Annotated in this window: 16 protein-coding genes; 8 read left to right on the plus strand and 8 right to left on the minus strand. The window is 71.7% G+C overall.

Annotation, left to right across the window (positions count from 1 at the left end; all coding sequences use genetic code 11):
- Positions 1–238: 238 nt before the first annotated feature.
- Positions 239–1174: an oxidoreductase gene (locus tag ABUW04_RS32320; protein WP_380568041.1), complete on the minus strand. Its 936-nt coding sequence runs from the start codon at positions 1172–1174 to the stop codon at positions 239–241.
- 183 nt (positions 1175–1357) lie between these two features.
- Between ABUW04_RS32320 and ABUW04_RS32325 the strand changes: the two genes are divergently transcribed.
- From ABUW04_RS32325 to ABUW04_RS32350, 6 genes are all read left to right on the plus strand, one after another.
- A complete protein-coding gene (locus ABUW04_RS32325) occupies positions 1358–2338 on the plus strand; it encodes an ATP-binding protein (protein ID WP_380568042.1) in 981 nt (326 codons plus the stop codon).
- 124 nt (positions 2339–2462) lie between these two features.
- Positions 2463–3131 (plus strand): carbonic anhydrase, encoded by a 669-nt coding sequence (locus ABUW04_RS32330; RefSeq protein WP_030253911.1) that lies wholly within the window; start codon positions 2463–2465, stop codon positions 3129–3131.
- A gap of 162 nt (positions 3132–3293) precedes the next feature.
- Positions 3294–5279, plus strand: a complete 1986-nt coding sequence (gene acs / locus ABUW04_RS32335; RefSeq protein ID WP_380568043.1) for an acetate--CoA ligase — start codon at positions 3294–3296, stop codon at positions 5277–5279.
- Positions 5280–5402: 123 nt separating this feature from the next.
- Positions 5403–6668, plus strand: coding sequence for a Na+/H+ antiporter NhaA (nhaA, locus tag ABUW04_RS32340; protein ID WP_380568044.1), 1266 nt, complete (start codon positions 5403–5405; stop codon positions 6666–6668).
- A gap of 101 nt (positions 6669–6769) precedes the next feature.
- Complete coding sequence (locus ABUW04_RS32345; protein ID WP_380568045.1) at positions 6770–7240, plus strand: phage holin family protein; 471 nt, start codon at positions 6770–6772, stop codon at positions 7238–7240.
- Positions 7241–7287: 47 nt separating this feature from the next.
- Positions 7288–8244 (plus strand): alpha/beta fold hydrolase, encoded by a 957-nt coding sequence (locus ABUW04_RS32350; RefSeq protein ID WP_084714147.1) that lies wholly within the window; start codon positions 7288–7290, stop codon positions 8242–8244.
- Positions 8245–8639: 395 nt separating this feature from the next.
- Here ABUW04_RS32350 and ABUW04_RS32355 read toward each other — a convergent pair whose 3' ends face one another.
- From ABUW04_RS32355 to nth, 4 genes are all read right to left on the minus strand, one after another.
- On the minus strand, positions 8640–9338 hold the full coding sequence (locus tag ABUW04_RS32355) for a metal-dependent hydrolase (protein WP_030253902.1): 699 nt from the start codon (positions 9336–9338) through the stop codon (positions 8640–8642).
- 145 nt (positions 9339–9483) lie between these two features.
- Entirely contained in the window at positions 9484–10662 is a 1179-nt protein-coding gene (locus tag ABUW04_RS32360) for a MarP family serine protease (RefSeq protein ID WP_030253900.1), read from the minus strand.
- A gap of 89 nt (positions 10663–10751) precedes the next feature.
- Complete coding sequence (locus ABUW04_RS32365) at positions 10752–11474, minus strand: NUDIX hydrolase (RefSeq protein ID WP_380568070.1); 723 nt, start codon at positions 11472–11474, stop codon at positions 10752–10754.
- A 95-nt stretch (positions 11475–11569) separates the two neighbouring features.
- Positions 11570–12397 (minus strand): endonuclease III, encoded by an 828-nt coding sequence (gene nth, locus ABUW04_RS32370; protein ID WP_380568046.1) that lies wholly within the window; start codon positions 12395–12397, stop codon positions 11570–11572.
- A gap of 127 nt (positions 12398–12524) precedes the next feature.
- On the opposite strand from nth, the gene ABUW04_RS32375 reads away from it, so the two are divergent.
- Positions 12525–13460 (plus strand): adenosine kinase, encoded by a 936-nt coding sequence (locus ABUW04_RS32375; RefSeq protein ID WP_380568047.1) that lies wholly within the window; start codon positions 12525–12527, stop codon positions 13458–13460.
- 18 nt (positions 13461–13478) lie between these two features.
- Here the strand turns inward: ABUW04_RS32375 and ABUW04_RS32380 are convergent, their stop codons facing one another.
- Entirely contained in the window at positions 13479–14750 is a 1272-nt protein-coding gene (locus ABUW04_RS32380; RefSeq protein WP_380568048.1) for an MFS transporter, read from the minus strand.
- Between the two features lie 186 nt (positions 14751–14936).
- Here ABUW04_RS32380 and ABUW04_RS32385 point away from each other — a divergent pair, with 186 nt between their 5' ends.
- Positions 14937–15746 carry a hypothetical protein gene (locus ABUW04_RS32385; RefSeq protein WP_380568049.1) on the plus strand — a complete coding sequence of 270 codons (810 nt, stop codon included), beginning with the start codon at positions 14937–14939 and terminating at the stop codon, positions 15744–15746.
- On the opposite strand, the gene ABUW04_RS32390 is transcribed toward ABUW04_RS32385, so the two are convergent.
- Together ABUW04_RS32390 and ABUW04_RS32395 are read right to left on the minus strand one after the other, a co-directional pair.
- Entirely contained in the window at positions 15676–16032 is a 357-nt protein-coding gene (locus ABUW04_RS32390; RefSeq protein WP_380568050.1) for a hypothetical protein, read from the minus strand. The two genes, ABUW04_RS32385 and ABUW04_RS32390, sit on opposite strands and share 71 nt — an antisense overlap.
- Positions 16033–16074: 42 nt before the next feature.
- Positions 16075–16908 (minus strand): NAD(P)H-binding protein, encoded by an 834-nt coding sequence (locus ABUW04_RS32395; RefSeq protein WP_380568051.1) that lies wholly within the window; start codon positions 16906–16908, stop codon positions 16075–16077.
- Positions 16909–17591 lie beyond the last annotated feature (683 nt).

The raw sequence follows: 17591 nt of genomic DNA on the forward strand, positions 1-17591 counted from the left end.
GGAAGGAGACGGCCCGCGAGACCGGATGGACCAGCAGCCAGGATCCATCGGAGTATCAGGCCCCACGGACCGAGCACAACGACTCAGCACCCACGTGCAGCCGACCCGCGATCGGGCCGCCGCACCCGGCCGACGGACATGGTTCCAGCCGGATGCGCAAAGAAATGGCGCACGCATGGTCACTGGGAAGCTGTGCCAGCGGCGGCACCGGTACGCAGGTGCCGCCGCACTCCTGTGTTCAGGCCATCCCGCGCTGCATCGCCTCGCACACCGCCGTGCTCTCCCGCACCCCGAGCCGCAGCGCGGCCCCGCAGTGGGTGATCCACAGCGCCATCCCCTCCGCCGTCCCCGAGGCGTAGCCGCCCAGCGCGTTGCGGTAGGCCTCGGTGCCCAGTTCGGCCAGCCCGACCTCGACCGGGCAGATCGCCTGCGGGTCCATCCCCTCGGCGATCAGCACGATCCGCTGCGCGGCGCGGGCGACCAGCCCGCTGTGCCGGGCGAAGGGCTGCAGGGTCATCAGCTCGCCGTGCACCACGGCGGCCACCACCAGCGCCGGGGCGGTGCGCTCATTGGGGTTCTTCTTGCCGCCCCGGGCGGCGAGCAGCTGCGCCAGTCCCTCCAGCCGCGCCACGGCCTCCTCGGCCGGTGGCGGCGGTGCCAGGTCGAAGACCGGCACCGGGGCCGGGGGTTCGGCGGCCGGGTCGGACGGCTCGTCGGCCAGGGCGAGCGGCAGCAGCTTGCCGAAGCGCTCGGCCGCCGGCTCGCCGGCCCGCCGCGGGCGGCCCGCCGCGGCGTCGTCGTCGCCGCAGGCCAGCAGGTGCAGCCGGGCCAGCACCTGGAGCGGCGAGTGCCGCCAGGTGCCCAGCAGCTGCCCGGCCTCGGCGTTGACCCGCAGCACGCCCCCGACCGTACGGGCCTCCGGGTCGGTGCCGAAGTCGGTGCGCCGGCGGACCTCCTCCAGCGGCCAGTCGGCGTCCTCCAGCGCGGCGGAGGCGCGGGCCCCGCGCAGCGCCGACTCGGAGGTGACCTCGGCGGCCCGGCGGCGCATCACCCGGTGTCCGTAGAGGCGGTCGACGGCGCGGCGGGCCTCGGCGACCGCCGCGGGCACGCCGGGCAGCAGCCCGAGCGGGGCCAGGGGGTCGTCGGACGGCTGGGCCGGGGTTGGTGTGCTCACGGGACCGAGGGTACGTAACTCGCGAGTAAGGGCGCTCCCCGGGTCGCTCTCACCCGAAAGAGTCAACAGTGCACAAAAGCCGATCACCAGAGGGTCCGGAGTCGCTAGCATGACCGCATTCGGTGACGATAACGATTACCAATAAGCGCGCCGACCGGTGCGCCCCTTCGCATGGAGCACCCCATGAAGATCGCCTTCGTCGGCAAGGGTGGGAGCGGCAAGACAACGCTGTCCTCCCTCTTCGTCCGACACCTCGCCCGGACCGGCGCCCCGGTACTGGCCGTGGACGCCGACATCAACCAGCACCTGGGCACGGCGATCGGGCTGAGCGAGCAGGAGGCGGCGGCGCTGCCGTCGATGGGGGCGCACCTGCCGGAGATCAAGGAGTACCTGCGCGGCAGCAATCCCCGGATCGCCGACGCCGAGTCGATGATCAAGACCACCCCGCCCGGCAGCGGCTCGCGACTGCTGCGGATCGCCGAGGACAACCCGGTGTACGCGCTGTGCGCCCGCGAGTTCCAGGTGGACGGGGCGCCGCTGCGGCTGATGGCCACCGGCGCCTTCACCGAGGAGGACCTCGGGGTGGCCTGCTACCACTCCAAGGTCGGCGCGGTGGAGCTCTGCCTCAACCATCTGGCGGACGGCCCCGGGGAGTACCTGGCCGTCGACATGACCGCGGGCTCCGACTCCTTCGCCTCCGGCCTGTTCACCCGTTTCGACATCACCTTCCTGGTGGCCGAGCCGACCCGCAAGGGCGTCTCGGTCTACCGGCAGTACAAGGACTACGCCGCCGACTTCGACGTGAACCTGCGGGTGGTCGGCAACAAGGTGCAGGGCCAGGAGGACGTGGACTACCTGCGCGACGCCGTCGGCGAGGACCTGCTCACGGTCTTCGGCCAGTCCGACTGGGTGCGGCGCACCGAGCAGGGCCGCGCGCCCCGGCTGGACACCCTGGAGCCGGAGAACCAGCGGGCGCTGGACGCCCTGCTGCGGGCCGTGGACGCCTCGTACCCGCTGCGGGACTGGGACCGCTACACCCGGCAGATGGTGAGCTTCCACCTGCGCAACGCCGAGAGCTGGGGGAACGCCAGGACCGGAGCGGATCTCGCGGGCCAGGTCGACCCCGGCTTCGTGCTCGGGGAGGCCGTACCGATGACCGCCTGACACTCGGACCGACACCCGGCCCGGCAACCGGGCCTGACACTCGGTCGGGTGAAGTTCGGGGTTTACGTCTCTCCTTCAGGTAAAGGATTCATTACTCTTCATTTACCTGATCTTGGGAGGCGCGATGATCCACGACCACCTGCGCGGGGTGCGGGACTTCCAGCAGTTCACCGCTCCCGGGCTGCGCCCCGAACTGGCCCGGCTGGCCCGGGAGGGCCAGTCGCCCTCCCAGTTGTTCATCACCTGCGCGGACTCCCGGCTGGTGCCCAACGTGATCACCAGCAGCGGGCCCGGCGACCTCTTCACCGTCCGCAACGTCGGCAACCTGGTGTCCCAACCCGGCGCCTCCCAGCCCGACGACTCGGCGGCCGCCGCCATCGAGTACGCGGTGGACGTCCTGGAGGTGAGCACCGTCGTGGTCTGCGGGCACTCCGGCTGCGGGGCGATGCAGTCGCTGCTGCGCGGGGCGCACCGGCGCGAGGGCCAGGCCGGCACGCCGCTGACCCGCTGGCTTCGGCACGGCCAGGACTCGCTGCAGCGGGTGCGCCACGCCCCGGCCCGGATCCGCGGCTCCGCGCTGTCGGAGGACCCGCTGGAGCGGCTCTGCCTCACCAATGTGGCGCAGCAGTTGGACAACCTGCGGGCGCACGCCTCGGTGCGCCGCGCGCTGGACTCCGGCAGGCTGCGGCTGACCGGGCTCTACTTCGACTTCGCCACGGCACAGGCGTACCGTCTCGCTCGCAACGGGCGCACCTTCAGCCCCGTCCGACCGCGACTGGCCCCAGCCGCTTGACCTGCCCGGATGCCCGCCGCTCGGCAGAATCCAAATAGGTCTACACCAATTTTCCGAGGCCCCTTGTCAGCGCGCCCTCATCCTGGTGAGCTAGGTCACGACATAACGGGTCGGCGGGGATGATCGGGACGCCCGCACCCAGATCTTGATGAGGAGTGCGCGTTGAGCAGCAATGAGAGCCTGGCCAACCTGCTCAAGGAAGAGCGTCGATTCGCCCCGCCTGCTGAGCTCGCCGCCGCCGCGAATGTGACCGCCGAGGCGTATGCCGAGGCCAAGGAGGACCGGCTGGCCTTCTGGGCGAAGCAGGCCCGCCGGCTGAGCTGGGCCACCGAGCCCACCGAGACCCTGGACTGGTCCAACCCGCCGTTCGCCAAGTGGTTCGCCGACGGCGAGCTCAACGTCGCCTACAACTGCGTCGACCGCCACGTCGAGGCCGGCCACGGCGACCGGGTCGCCATCCACTTCGAGGGCGAGCCCGGCGACAGCCGCGCCATCACCTACGCCGAGCTCAAGGACGAGGTCTCCAAAGCCGCCAACGCCCTCACCGAGCTGGGCGTGCAGAAGGGCGACCGGGTCGCCGTCTACCTGCCGATGATCCCCGAGGCGGCGGTGGCGATGCTCGCCTGCGCCCGGATCGGTGCCGCGCACTCCGTGGTCTTCGGCGGCTTCTCCGCCGAGGCCGTCGCCTCCCGGGTGCAGGACGCCGACGCCAAGCTGATCATCACCGCGGACGGCGGCTACCGCCGCGGCAAGCCCACCGCGCTCAAGCCGGCCATCGACGAGGCCGTGCTCAGCTGCCCCACCGTCGAGCACGTCCTGGTGGTCCGCCGCACCGGCCAGGACACCGCCTGGGACGACAGCAAGGACGTCTGGTGGCACGAGATCACGGACCGTCAGTCCACCGAGCACACGCCCCAGCCGATGAACGCCGAGCACCCGCTGTTCATCCTCTACACCTCGGGGACCACGGGTAAGCCCAAGGGCATCCTGCACACCACCGGCGGCTACCTCACCCAGGCCAGCTACACCCACCACGCGGTCTTCGACCTCAAGCCGGAGACCGACGTCTACTGGTGCACCGCCGACATCGGCTGGGTCACCGGGCACTCCTACATCGTCTACGGGCCGCTGGCCAACGGCGCCACCCAGGTGATGTACGAGGGCACCCCGGACACCCCGCACCAGGGCCGGTTCTGGGAGATCATCCAGAAGTACGGGGTGACCCTCCTCTACACCGCGCCGACCGCCATCCGCACGTTCATGAAGTGGGGCGACGACATCCCCGCCAAGTTCGACCTGTCCTCGCTGCGCATCCTGGGCAGCGTCGGCGAGCCGATCAACCCCGAGGCGTGGATGTGGTACCGCGAGCACATCGGCGGCGACCGCACCCCCATCGTGGACACCTGGTGGCAGACCGAGACCGGCGCCATGATGATCAGCCCGCTGCCCGGCGTCACCGCCGCCAAGCCCGGCTCGGCGCAGACCCCGCTGCCCGGCATCGCCGCCACCGTGGTCGACGACGAGGGCCACGAGGTGCCCAACGGCGGGGGCGGCTACCTAATTCTCACCGAGCCGTGGCCGTCGATGCTGCGCACCATCTGGGGCGACGACCAGCGCTACCTGGACACCTACTGGTCCCGCTTCGGCGCCGGTCACGACGCCGCCGAGACCGACTGGCGCTACTTCGCCGGCGACGGCGCCAAGAAGGACGAGGACGGCGACCTCTGGCTGCTCGGCCGGGTGGACGACGTGATGCTGGTGTCCGGGCACAACATCTCGACCACCGAGGTCGAGTCGGCGCTGGTGTCGCACCCCAAGGTCGCCGAGGCGGCCGTGGTCGGCGCGACCGACGCCACCACCGGGCAGGCCATCGCGGCCTTCGTGATCCTGCGCGGCACCGCCCACGACGACGCCGAGCTGGTCACCGACCTGCGCAACCACGTCGCCAAGGTGCTCGGCCCGATCGCCAAGCCCAAGATGATCAAGGTGGTCAGCGAGCTGCCGAAGACCCGCTCCGGCAAGATCATGCGTCGGCTGCTGCGTGACATCGCCGAGGGCCGGGCGGTGGGCGACACCACCACCCTGGCCGACTCCACGGTGATGGACCTGATCCAGAGCCAGCTGCCGGCGGCCGGCGAGGAGGACTGACCCTCCGCCAGTACGCCTAAGAGGCCGTTCCCGCGTCCGCGCGGGGACGGCCTCTTTCCTGCTCGCCGGTTAGCATCGGACAAATGTGACAATCCGTCCGCCAGCTTCCGGAGGAGCCAGCGCGTGAGTGACAGCCCCACGCCCCGCCGCCCGTTCCTGGGCCGGCTCCCGCTCCCCGAACGGAAGTTCCTCGCGGACGCGCTGCGCGCCGAGACCGTCGGCGGCATCCTGCTGCTCGGCGCGGCCGTGGTGGCACTCGTCTGGGCGAACGCCTGGCCGGCCGGCTACCAGAGCGTGCTGGACACCACGGTCGGCCCCTCCTCCCCGCTGCACCTGGACCTCTCGCTGGACGCCTGGGCCAAGGACGGGCTGCTGGCGGTCTTCTTCTTCGTGGCCGGGATCGAGCTCAAGCGCGAACTGGTCGCCGGGGAACTGCGCGACCCCAGAGCAGCCGCGCTGCCCGTGGTCGCGGCCGTCTGCGGGGTCGCCGTGCCCGCCGCCGTCTACGCCGTCGTCAACAGCGGTCCGGGCGGCCACCTGGCGGGCTGGGCCATCCCCACCGCCACCGACATCGCCTTCGCCCTGGGCGTGCTGGCCGTCGTCGGCTCGCACCTGCCCTCCGCGCTGCGGGCCTTCCTGCTCACCCTGGCTGTGGTGGACGACCTGATCGCGATCCTGATCATCGCGATCTTCTACAGCACCGGCATCAAGCTCTGGGCGCTGGGCCTCTCCCTGCTGGGGCTGGTCCTGTTCTACGTGCTGCACCGGATGCGGGTGCGAGGCTGGTACCTCTACGTCCCGCTGGCCGTGGTGGTCTGGGCGCTGATGCACGAGAGCGGCATCCACGCCACGGTGGCCGGCGTCGCCATGGGCCTGCTGCTGCGCTGCACCAAGGACCCCGGCGAGGAGCACTCCCCCGCCGAGCACATCGAGCACCTGGTGCGGCCGTTCTCGGCCGGGTTCTGCGTCCCGGTGTTCGCCCTGTTCGCGGCCGGGGTGTCGGTCAGCCCCCGGGCCCTGGGCGAGGTGTTCACCCAGGCCTCGCCGCTGGGCGTGGTGCTCGGCCTGGTGGTCGGCAAGTGCCTGGGCATCTTCGGCGGCACCTGGCTCGCGGCGCGGTTCACCCGGGCCGAACTCAACCCCGAGCTGGAGTGGGGCGACCTGTTCGCCGTCTCGGTGCTGGCCGGGATCGGCTTCACCGTCTCGCTGCTGATCGCCGAGCTGGCCTTCGCCGACGACCACGGGCTGTCCGAGCGCGACAAGGCCGCGGTGCTGGCCGGCTCGGTGATCTGCGCGGTGGTGGCCTCGGTGCTGCTGCGGCTGCGCAACCGCAAGTACCGGCGGCTCTACGAGGCCGAGCTGGCCGAGGAACGCGCGGCGGCGGTATGACGCACCGTAAGACGAGTCGAGTGGTGCGCTACCGCAGGCACGAGGCATGATCTGAGACAGTGACATGATGCCGTGGACCCATACACGCGAGGAGACCCCCGATGTCAGCTGCTGACAGGTACGAGGCCAGCCCCACGAACGGCGGAGCCGACCGTACGGTGGGCCAGCTGTTCGCCGCAGCGACCGCCGACCTGTCCGCACTGGTGCACGACGAGATCGCGCTGGCCAAGCAGGAGATCAAGAAGGACGTCTTCCGCGGGGTCTCCGGCGGAGGCGCCGGAGCGGTCGCGGCCGTGGTGGCCCTGGCCTCCATCCCGATGTTCAGCTTCGCGGCCGCCTACGGCATCCACGCGCTGGGGATCACCCTCGGCTGGTCCTTCCTGATCGTCGCCGGGGCCTTCGTCCTGATCGCGGCCGTGCTCGGACTGGTGGCCTTCCGCTTCTTCAAGAAGATCTCGCCGCCGGAGCGGACCATCGCCTCCACCAAGGCGACCGTCGACGTGCTCAAGGGCACCAAGCCGCACCCGGCCGCGCCGATCACCGCCGACGGTCACAAGGTCCTCACCCGGTGACCGACTCCGGAAACCTGATCAAGGCTCGGATGTGACACGCTCTCCCCATGTCGTCTGACAGAACCCCCGGTGGAGCCCACAGATCCACCGACTCCTTCGATCCGCGCATCGAGGGACCCTGGAACCACCGCGACGTGTCCGCCAACGGCGGGCGCTTCCACATCGCCGAGCTGGGCGAGGGACCGCTGGTGCTGCTGGTGCACGGCTGGCCGCAGTTCTGGTGGACCTGGCGGCACCAGCTGACCGCGCTCGCCGAGGCCGGCTTCCGCGCCGTCGCCGTGGACCTGCGCGGCGTCGGCGGCAGCGACCGCACCCCGCGCGGGTACGACCCCTCCAACATGGCCCTGGACCTGACCGGGATCATCCGCTCGCTCGGCGCCCCCAACGCCGCCCTGGTCGGCCACGACCTCGGCGGCTTCCTGGCCTGGACCGCCGCCGTGATGCGCCCGGCCCTGGTCCGCCGGCTGGCCGTGGCCTCCAGCGCGCACCCGCGGCGCTACCGCCGGGCGCTGATGACCGACCGCAAGCAGATCACCGCGGCGGAGCACCTGCTCGGCTTCCAGCGCCCCTGGGTGCCGGAGCGGCAGCTGGTCGCCGACGACGCCGCCCTGGTCGGCGAGTTCCTGACGGACTGGACCGCCCCCGGGCACCACCCCGACGAGAAGGCGCTGCTGACCTACCGTCACGCCATGCAGCTGTCCAACACCAGGCACTGCTCGATCGAGCCCTACCGCTGGCTGATGCGCTCCATGGGCCGTCCGGACGGCCTGCAGTACTCGCGCCGGATGCGCCGACCGGTACGGGTGCCCACGCTGCACCTGCACGGCGCGGCGGACCCGGTGCTGCTCGCCAGGACGGCCGCAGGGTCGGGCGAGTACGTGGAGGCTCCGTACCGCTGGCGGCTGCTGGAGGGCATCGGGCACTTCCCCCAGGAGGAGGACCCGGAGGGGTTCTCCCGGGAGCTGGTGAACTGGCTCCGCGACCCCGAACCGGACCGTCGCTGAGCCCTTCGCCGGACCGCCGCCGATCCCGCCACCGGACCGCCGCTGACTGTTCGTCATGACGCTGTCATAAGCGGAATCCGGTGAAGTGAAAATATGCCAGAAACGGGCCGATTGGCCGCCCCGCACGGGATTACACCCGGTCCCGTGCGGGCAGTCCTCTACCTATGAGCTGGATGCACGACCGCGCTTTCGCGCCACGTACCCGTCGCCGCCCGCCTCAGCAGACAGCGGCCACGAGCTCGTTCAACGGCACCACCGGCGCCGCCCCCGAAGCCCCCGCGAGCAGCGGGGACCTCCTGGTCCATGTAGGGATACCGCACATCATCACCCGCCGGGCGCGCTGGGTCACCTCAAGACTCCGCCAGCGCTGAACCCCGGCCCCGAACCGCCCGCCCTCAGAACGTGTTGGGCGAGAGCGCGGTGAACCACAGCAGGACGACGGTCGCTATTCCCATGATCGGGACCAGTATCTCCGTCTCCAGCTTGTTGCCGCTGCTCTTGATCACCACGATCTCGTAGCGGGTGCGGATCGGCCACAGCCACGGTGCGCCCTGCTTGGTGATCGAGTCGCCGAGCAGGTGCGCCAGGCAGCCCAGGCCGACCGCGTACGGCAGCCAGCCCGGCGCCGACGGGATGAACTTGTCGATGATGCCTGTCCCGAGCAGCGCCATCGCCACGATGGTGCCCCAGGCCGAGAAGCCGTGCCCGGGCGGGCACAGGTTGAGCGCCCGCACGGCCATGGCCAGTAGGAAGAAGGTCAGGCCCAGGGTGAACCAGCGGCCGACGTAGCTCACCCCGGCCCAGGTCCCCGCCGTCATAAAGGCGATGAAGAAGATCGAGTGGGTGGCGTGCCGGTGCCCGCCGGAGATCCAGGCGACGAACCGGCACAGCAGTTTGGACACCGGGCCCAGGAAGTTGGCGATCGTCCCGTCGTGGTGGTCCAGGTCGGGCAGCAGTGCGGCGCCCGCGCACAGCACCGTGCCCATCAGGATCTCCTGCGGGCTGAGGTGATGGTGCATCACCAGCGGTGGCAGGTACGGAGCGGTGGCTGCGAAGAGCAGCGCCCCGCTGACCGCGTGCGAGTGACCCATCATGGCGTGGACGTCCTCCCCCTCGTGATGACGGCACCGTCAAGATCCGTCCGACTGAAGCGTCCCAGACGGTACCAGCAGATACCGACACCTCCCGACGGAGGCTCAACTACTGGGGACCTGCTGCCGGGGAGGGTGCCGGCGGGACTCAGAGCGCGCAGGACTCGCTGTCGACCTTCTGGGTCGCGTTCGCACCCTGCTCGGCGTCCGACCGCACCTCGGCGGCGGTGAGCGCGTACCCGGTCTGGGCGTCGTCAAGCGACTTGGCGAAGACCACCCCGTAGACGTCGCCGTCGGGGTTGAGCAGCGGGCCGCCGGAGTTGCCCTGGCGCACCGTGGAGCGCAGCGAGTAGACGTCCCGGCTGACGGTGCCGCGGTGGTAGATGTCGGGGCCGCTGGCCTGCAGCCGGCCCCGGATCCGGGCCGCCTGGACGTTGAACGGGCCGTTCTCCGGGAAGCCGGCCACGATCGCGTCGGCGCTGGTCTTCGCGTCGCCCGCGAACACCAGCGGGGTGGCGTTCAGGCCGGGGACGTCCAGCACCGCGATGTCCCGCTTCCAGTCGTACAGCACCACCTTGGCGGCGTAGATCCGGCCGCCGAGGTTGACCGTGGGCGCGGAGACGCCGCCGACGACATGGGCGTTGGTCATCACCCGCTGCGGCGCGTAGACGAAGCCGCTGCCCTCGATGACCTTGCCGCAACTGGGGGCGGTGCCGACGACCTTGACGATGCTCTTGTGCGCCTGGACCACGGCGTCACTGCTGGCCAGCGCCGGGTCCGGGGCCGGGACGTCGGTGATCGGCTCGCTCTGGAACGGGTTGAACACCTGCGGGAAGCCGTTGCGGGCCAGCACCGAGGTGAAGTCGGAGAACCACTCGGGCGCGTCCGCGGGCAGTGCCTTCTGCACGTCGCCGAGCACCTTGGAGGTGCGGACCTCATGGGCGATGGTGGGCAGCGAGGTGCCCGCCAGGGCCGTCCCGATCAGCCAGGCGACCAGCAGCATCGAGACCACGTTGACGATCGCGCCGCCGGCCGCGTCCCAGATCCGGGCCCGGCTGCGGTCGATCGGGCCGCGCAGCTTCCAGCCCCAGTGGGTGGTGAAGGCCTGCCCGACCGAGGCGAAGACGATCACGACCACCACGGCGATCACCGAGGACATCGTCCCCGGGGAGAGGTGGTTCAGCAGCAGCGGCAGGAGCTGGACCGCTATCAGGCCGCCGCCGAGGAAGCCGACCAGGGAGAGCGCACCGACGACGAAACCCTGCCGGTAGCCGGAGACGGCGAATCCGACAGCGGCGGCGACAAGCAGGATGTCGAGGACGTTCACGGCGGCTTCCTGGTGGTGAAGGGCGACGGTCTACCATCCCACGCCGGGACTGCAGGAACGTGCCTCCTAGGGAGGACCTTGTCTCCTTCTCACGCCGGCCGACCCGAAATGGTTCCTTCGCCCGCCCCGGCCGGGTCGGCTCCGGTACGTTGCTTCGCTCGGGCGCGGTCCTCGGCGGCGACCACCACCGCGTCCTCGGACAGCTCGATCTCCCGGCTGGTGTCCCAGGGCCGCTCCAGACCGGAGTGGTGCAGCAGCCGGTCGATCACCCCGGCGGTGAAGCCCCAGACCAGGCGTCCCTCCACCAGGAAGGCCGGCCCGCGGAAGCCGCTGGGGTGGCGCAGCCTGGCCCGGCGGTCGGGGTCGACCAGTTCGTCTACCGGGACCCGGAACACCGCGGCGACCTCCGCCGGGTCCACCGGACCCACCGGGCTCGGGCTGCGCCACCAGCCCAGCACCGGGGTGACCACGAAGTCGCTGACCGGGATGTAGAGGTCGGGCAGCACCCCGAACACCTGTACCCCGGACGGGTCCAGGCCGGTCTCCTCCCGGGCCTCGCGCAGGGCGGCGTTGACCGGCCCTGGGCCGCGCGGATCGCCGTCCTCCGGGTCCAGCGCGCCGCCGGGGAAGGAGGGTTGTCCCGCGTGCGAGCGCAGCGAGCGGGCCCGCTCGATCAGCAGCAGGTCGGGACGGCCGTCGGCGCCGGTCCCGAAGAGCACCAGCACCGCGGAGCGCCGGCCGCCCTCGGCCGGCGGCAGGAACCGGCTGAGCTGCCTGGGCTCGATCCGCTCGGCGGCGTCCCGCACCGGCATCAGCCACTGCGGCAGGCCGTCCCGCCGCACCTGGTGCGCCCCCGCCGGTTCCGCCGCTTCCTGCGTCACCTCCTGCGTCGGCTCCGGTTCCGCCATCAGGCCGCCCCGCCCGCCGCGGGGGCGGGCTTGCCGGGGTAGTCCGGCGGGGGGCTGAGCCGCTGTCCCGGCTGGCCGCCCTTCTCGTACTTGAGCAGCTTCTCCGCCTTCACCGGGTCGATCTCGCCCTCCCCGTAGGAGGGGCACAGCTCCGCGATCGGGCAGGCACCGCAGGCGGGACGGCGGGCATGGCAGATCCGCCGCCCGTGGAACACCACCCGGTGCGACAGCATGGTCCACTCGCTCTTCGGGATCAGCTCGCCGACCTCGTGCTCGACCTTCACCGGATCGTCGGATTCGGTCCACCCGAACCGGCGGGCGAGCCGCCCGAAGTGGGTGTCCACGGTGATCCCGGGCACGCCGAAGGCATTGCCGAGGACCACGTTGGCGGTCTTGCGGCCCACCCCCGGCAGCGTCACCAGGTCCTCCAGCCGCCCGGGCACCTCGCCGTCGAACCGGTCCCGCAGCGCCGCGGACAGGCCCAGCACCGACTTCGCCTTGGCCCGGAAGAACCCGGTCGGCCGCAGGATCTCCTCCAGCTCCTCGGGGTTCGCCGCCGCCATCGCCTCCGGCGTGGGGAACTTCGCGAACAGCGCGGGCGTGGTCTGGTTCACCCGCAGGTCGGTGGTCTGCGCCGACAGCACGGTCGCGACCAGCAGTTCGAACGGGTTCCTGAAGTCCAGCTCCGGATGCGCGTACGGGTAGACCTCCGCCAGCGCCCGGTTGATCTTCCGCGCCTGCCGCACCAGCCCGGTATGCGTCGTCGGGACCTTCGCCTTCTTGAACGCCGGTCGCCCCGCAGCCTCACCCACGCCACTCTTCGCCATACGGATCAGCCTACGGGCCACCACCGACAGCCAACGGGGGATCCACGGGTTCGGCACCCGACCGGGTTCGACTACTGCTGCAATACATTGCAGATATTTTCTGAAAATTATTGCCCGAGGAGCACCGATGAGCGCCGAGAGAGCTGAGACAGCGGAGACAGCTGAGACGGACGTCCTGGTCCTGGGTGGTGCGGGCGTCGACACCATCGTGTACGTCCCCGAGCTGCCGCTTCCGTACGCGGACAGCTACATGGTGCCCAGGGTCGAGACGCGGGCCGGGCAGACCGGGAACTTCGTCGCCCTGGGTCTGCACGCGCTGGGACTGCGCACCCACCACCTCGACATGATCGGCGACGACGACGCGGGCGACCTGGTCCGCGCGCTGTGCGCGGAGCGCGGCGTGGCGTTCACCGAGGTGCACCAGTCGGGCGGTACCAAGCGGGCGGTGAACCTGGTCGGACCGGACGGGCGGCGGCTGTCGCTGTACGACAACAGCCGTTCCCTGCCGGAGGACCGGCTGCCGGAGGCGACGGTCCGGGAGCTGGCGGCGGTGAGCCGGCACGCCCATGTCTCCATCACCCATCCCTGCGGCTACGCGCTGCCGGTGCTGCGTGCGACCGGGGTGACCGTCTCGACGGACCTGCACAACTGGGACGGCGAGCAGGAGTACCACGAAACCTTCGCCCACCAGGCCGACCTCGTCTTCCTGTCCACCACCGCCCTGGCTGACCCGGAGCGCACCATGCGCCGCGTGGTCGAGCGGGGCCGGGCGCAGGTGGTGGTCGCCACCGCCGGGGCCGAGGGTTCGTACCTGCTGGTCGAGGACCGGCTGACCCATGTGCCCGCCGTCGCGCCGCCGACCCCGGTGGTCGACTCCAACGGCGCCGGGGACGCCTACGCGGCCGGCTTCCTCTTCGGGTGGCTGGCCGGGGAGCCGCCGCTGCGGTGCGCCCAGTACGGCGCGATCGCCGGTGCCTTCGCCTGCACCGTGCCGGCCACCGCGAGCGACTCCATCGGCCGCGACGAACTGCTGGCCCGGGCGGCGGAGCTGGAAACCGCCTGAACCGACACCTGGCCGGGGTCATCCCGATGTGCGTACCGGTCGGCGGATCGCGGGCAGCAGGAGCAGCACGACGACGGCTCCGAGCAGCCAGAGCGATCCGCCGGCCAGTACCGGACCGACGCCGATCACGGCGGCGACCGGTCCGGCGGCGGCCAGGCCGAGTGGGCCGAGGCCGAAGGCCCCGAGGGTGCCGTAGGCCGCGACGCGGCCCCGGAACTCGACCGGGATCACCTGCTGCTCCAGGGTGTCGATCAGCGTCCCGTAGAGGGACGAACCGACGCCCGCGACCAGTGCACCCGCGCAGACGCAGGCCAGCGGCAGCCCGACGGCCAGCGCCCCGGTGGGGAAGGCCCAGCCCAGTGAGGCGACCACGGCCACGAGCAGGGGACGGGAGGGTCTGCGTCCCAGCAGGACGAATCCGCCGGTGATGGCGCCGCAGCCGTAGCAGGCCATGATCGCGCCCCAGGCGCCCGCTCCGCCGAGCCGGGTGGCCGAGACCACCGGGCCGAGCACCAGGAACGGTCCCCAGACCAGCAGGTTGAACAGGCAGATGTGCAGCGTGGTGACCCACAGCCAGGTCTCCGAGCGGAACAGCGACCAGCCGGCCCTGAGGTCGGCGAACAGCGAACCGCGCCCGGCCGACGCAGCTGGCCCAGGGGCGCCGGCGCCGGCGGGAGGCAGGCTGAAGACGACCAGGACGCTCACCGCGTAGCTGGCCGCGTCCAGCGCCAGCACCAGCGCGGGTCCGCCGGTCGCGACCAGCACCCCCGCGAGCGCCGGCCCGGCCACGGTCGCGCCCGAACGGGCGATCTGCAGCAGGGAGTTGGCCTGGGTGAGCCCGTCCCGGGGCGACAGCCGGGGAATGAGTGCGGACAGCGACGGACCGAACAGGCCCTCGCCGATCCCGGCCAGCGCCGACAGCACCAGCATCACCCACAGGTCCGGACGGCCCGTCAGCAGCAGTACCGCGAAGGTGACCTGGGCACCGCAGCGGAGCACGTCCGCGACGATCATCACGATCCGGCTGCCGAACCGGTCCGCAGCCACTCCTCCGAAGAGCAGAAGGAGCACCAGCGGCAGGATCCTGGCCGTCATCACCGCCCCGAGCGCCGAACCGCCGCCCCCGGTCGCGAGCACGGCGAAGGCCACCGCCACCCCGGCCATGGACGAGCCGAGGACCGAGGTGGTGTAGCCGACGAAGAACCGGCGGAAGTCGCGTTCGCCGAGCACCAGCAGGCGCCGGCGCAGCCCGAGGAGAGGGCCAGGGCGGCCCCGGAGGTCGGTGGTCATGTGAAGCAGACTGCCTCGGCCGGCGCGGGTTCTACAAGGCTTTCCGAGGCTAAAGTTGAGTCAATCAGAGGCAATTGTTTGAAGGGCAACATCTGCCGCAGTAAATTGTTGGTGGTACGGCTCTGACACTGGGTTTTACTGCGCCAGTGCCGAACATTCGGGCCGGATTTTTACTGCGGAGGATTGATGGTTGAGCCGGTCGAGTACGCGGTCGCGGTGGAACGTCGGCTGGAGGCGGCAGGGCTGTCCGAAAGCTCGCGGCGGATCTACCGGATCGCCTTGGTCTCCTGGGCCTGGCCGATGGTCGGCCGGACCACGCCCACCGGTGCCGCGCGGCGCGGCGCCAGCCCGCCGGTGGTACCGCTGAACCTGCTGGACGACCCCGCGTGCGCGGCCCGGCTGCGCGCTGCCTGCGCGCAACGCGCGACGGTGACCGATCCGCGCACCCTCAACCGCGAGTTGTCCATCCTGCGCGGCGCACTGCGCTGGTGGCGCGAGCAGGGCTGGATCAGCACCGATCCGCTCGCCGCGGCCGAACCCCCGCCGCCCGGTGCGCCTGCTGCGGCAGCGGCCCGGCTCGGCGGCGACCAGGTCCGCGCGGTGCTCGCACTCCGCGCGCCGCTGCGCGAGCAGGCCCTGTGGCATCTGCTGCACGACAGCGGAGCGTCCATCGAAAGGGTGCTCGCACTGAACATCGTCGACCTGGACCTGAACCGCCGTCGGGGCAGGACAGGCAGCGGCACGGGCCGTGCCGAACTGCACTGGGGGCCGCGCACCGGGCGGCTGCTGTCGCTGCTGCTGCTCAGCCGGACGGCGGGGCCGGTCTTCCTCACCGACCGCCGCGCCCCGGTCGGCACCCCGGCCGCGGACCGCTGCCCGCTGACCGGGCGGGCCCGGCTCTCCTACCGCCGGGCCGCCGAGGTGTTCACCGACGCCACCCGCGCCCTCGATCCGTCCGGGTCGGGGTGGACGTTGCGTCAGCTCCGCGCCGGATGACCGCGGTCGCGGCGGCGCCGGCCGCCATCAGGCCCAGGGTCGAACGCCAGGACAGGACCGACCACCGCGACTGGGCGGACAGCAGCGATCCCACGCTCAGCCAGGAGCCCACCGAGAGCAGCGACGCCGCGCTCCCGACCGATCCGACCGAGAGCACCGACCCCACGGAGCCGATGGACAGCACGGATCCGGTCGAGCCGATGGAGAGCACGGAGTCCCGGGACCACAGGGACAGCGGCGAGTCGGAGGAGTGCAAACGCGTCAGCGCTGTGCGCGGATTGGCCATGCCCGCCATCCTCCCCCGGAGCCGGGGTCCCGGCACGGCGTGTCAGCTCTGGGCGAAGCCGTCGGCGTGCGCCGCCGCCCACTGCGCGAAGGTGCGCGGCGCCTGCCCGGTAACCTCCTGCACGGTCGGCCGCACCTGGGACTCGTCCAGGGTCCCGTCCACGTAGAAGCGGAAGAAGGCGTCGACGTAGTCGGCCGGCATGGTGCCGCTCATCTCGGCCCTGGCCTCCTCGTCGGACTGCGGCACGCACTCCAGCTTCCGGCCGAGGACCTCCCCCAGCGTCCTGATCTGCTCCTCCGGGAGAAGCGACTGCGGCCCGGTGGGGTAGTACACCCGCTCTTCGTGACCATCCGTCAGCAGCGCACGTGCGGCGACCCGGCCGATGTCGTAGGGGTCGACGGTCGCGGTGCGCACCGTGGCGAAGGGGACCCGGACGACGTCGCCGGCATCGAGTTGGGGCAGCCAGCGGAAGGCGTTGGACATGAAGGCTGCCGGGCGCAGGATCGTCCACGGCAGGCCGGAGTCCCGTACCGCGATCTCCGAGAGGATCATGTAGCGGGAGACCGCGTTGGTCATGTCGCCGTCCCCGGCCGAGCCCCCGGAGAGCAGCACCACCCGCTCCACCCCGGCCCGCGCCGCCTCGGCCAGCAGGCCGGGCATGTCACGGTAGCCGGGCAGCAGGAACAGTCCGCCGACGCCCGCGAGCGCGGGCGCGAGGCTCTCGGGCTCGTTGAGGTCCCCCACCACGCCCTCTGCCCCGGCGGGCGCGGGCCGGTCCGCAGTCCTGACCAGCGCCCGGACCTGCTCCCCCGCCTCGGACAGCGCCCGGACGACCTCCGCTCCGACGTTCCCGTTCGCACCCGTCACCAGAATCATGCGGTCCCCCTCCCGTTCGACGCCGCCCCCGCGGCACCGCCGCGCTTCACGCTACGGCACGACGGGAGCCGGAAAGCCACACTTTCGGAGCAGAGTGATCGTCAGGGTTCCGGCGCGCCGCGATTACTGACAAATCGTCATAACTTAGGCTCTATTTCATGTCGCAGCGCCGTCTGGCACCTATCGCCTGTCTCGCGATCGCGATGCTGACGGTAGCCCTGCCAGTGATCGCGCTGCTGATCCACGCCCCGGACCTGCGGGAGGCGGCCGCCTGGCGGTCGTCCCACGGTGACGCGGTCACAGCTGGGGAGGCCCCCACCGCGGGGGCCTCAGCCGGCCCGGGGGTCGGCGTGAGCGCGAGCGCTGGGAGCAGCGCGGGGGCCGGGGGGAGCCCGAGCGCAGGAGTGAGCGCGGGCGCGGGGAGCAGTGCGAGTGCGGGGGCGAGCCCTGCAGTGAGCGCCAGCGTGGGGGCGGGAGCGGGGGCTAGCGCGGGGGCTAGCGCCGGGATCAGCGCGAGTTCGAGCGCCGGAGCCGGTCCGTCCGCCGGGGCGGTGCCGAGTGCGACGGCTGCCGGTGCGAGTCCCAGCGCGGGCTCGGGACAGGGCGGCACGGTGCCTGTTGCGGGGGTGAGTCCCAGCGGTGCGGCGGTCCCCAGTGTGGTGCCCAGCCCGGGACCTGGGCCG

Source organism: Streptacidiphilus jeojiensis (assembly GCF_042510965.1).
Classification (GTDB): domain Bacteria; phylum Actinomycetota; class Actinomycetes; order Streptomycetales; family Streptomycetaceae; genus Streptacidiphilus; species Streptacidiphilus jeojiensis.